General features: G+C 42.5%; 1 protein-coding gene. It reads left to right on the top strand.

Annotated features, from left to right (window positions below; all coding sequences use genetic code 11):
* A complete protein-coding gene (pruA, locus tag NY607_RS24140) occupies nt 1-1,545 on the top strand; it encodes an L-glutamate gamma-semialdehyde dehydrogenase (RefSeq protein WP_259420605.1) in 1,545 nt (514 codons plus the stop codon).
* Nucleotide 1,546: the final 1 nt, after the last annotated feature.

Genomic DNA, 1,546 nt, shown 5'->3' on the forward strand with positions numbered 1-1,546 from the left:
ATGATTCCATACAAACACGAACCATTCACAGATTTTTCACAAGAGGCAAACTACAATGCTTATGTAGAGGCTTTAAATAAAGTTGAAGGTTACTTAGGTCAAGACTACCCACTAATTATTGGTGGTGAGCGCATTACAACAGAAGATAAAATCGTTTCGTACAATCCTGCAAAGAAAACAGAAGTCATTGGTCGCGTTTCGAAAGCAAGCAAAGATTTAGCTGAAAAAGCGATGCAAGCGGCAGATGAAACATTCAAAACGTGGAAAAAAGTTGATCCAGCCATTCGTGCGGACGTTCTTTTCAAAGCGGCAGCGATTATCCGTCGTCGCAAACATGAATTCTCTGCATTATTAACAAAAGAAGCTGGGAAACCATGGGCAGAGGCTGATGCAGATACAGCGGAAGCAATCGACTTCCTAGAATACTATGGCCGCCAAATGCTACGCATTAAAAACGGTCAGCCAGTCGAAAGCCGTCCAGGTGAATACAACCGTTATGACTACATTCCATTAGGAATCGGTATTGTCATTTCTCCTTGGAACTTCCCATTTGCAATCATGGCTGGTACAACAGTAGCTGCTTTAGTAACAGGGAATACAGTGTTATTAAAACCAGCTTCTACAACGCCAGTTGTAGCGTATAAATTTATCGAAGTATTAGAAGAAGCTGGTCTTCCAGCAGGTGCGGTGAACTTCGTACCAGGTTCTGGTGCTGAAGTAGGTGACTACTTAGTGGATCATCCAAAAACACGCTTCATCAGCTTCACAGGTTCACGTGATGTTGGCTTACGTATCAACCAACGTGCATCTGTATTAAACGAAGGCCAAATTTGGATTAAACGTGTCATCGCTGAAATGGGCGGTAAAGATACAATCGTAGTGGATAAAGAAGCAGATTTAGAATTAGCTGCACAATCCATCGTGAAATCAGCATTTGGTTTCTCAGGTCAAAAATGTTCAGCATGTTCGCGTGCTGTCATCGTAGAAGATGTGTATGAGCAAGTGGTAAATCGCGTAGAAGAGTTAACAAACGCTTTAACAGTAGGTGACCCAACTGATTACAGCAACTTCATGGCAACAGTAATTGACCAAGCAGCATTCAATAAAATTACAGAGTACATTGAAATCGGTAAAGGCGAAGGTCGTTTAGTAGCTGGTGGTACAGCAGACGATTCAGTCGGCTACTTCGTACAACCAACTGTGTTCGCGGACGTAGATCCTTCTGCTCGTATTATGAAGGAAGAAATCTTCGGACCAGTGGTAGCCATTGCAAAAGCAAAAGATTTCGACCATGCGATTGAAATTGCAAGCGATACAGAATACGGTTTAACAGGCGCTGTTATCACAACAAACCGCATGAACCTAGAAAAAGCGCGTGAAGAATTCCATGTAGGAAACCTTTACTTCAACCGTGGCTGTACAGGTGCAATCGTTGGTTATCAACCATTTGGTGGCTTCAACATGTCAGGTACAGATTCAAAAGCAGGTGGCCCAGACTACCTACAACTGCATATGCAAGCAAAAACAACTTCAGAAATGCTTTAAT

The organism is Lysinibacillus sp. A4 (genome assembly GCF_024919535.1).
Lineage (GTDB): Bacteria > Bacillota > Bacilli > Bacillales_A > Planococcaceae > Lysinibacillus > Lysinibacillus capsici.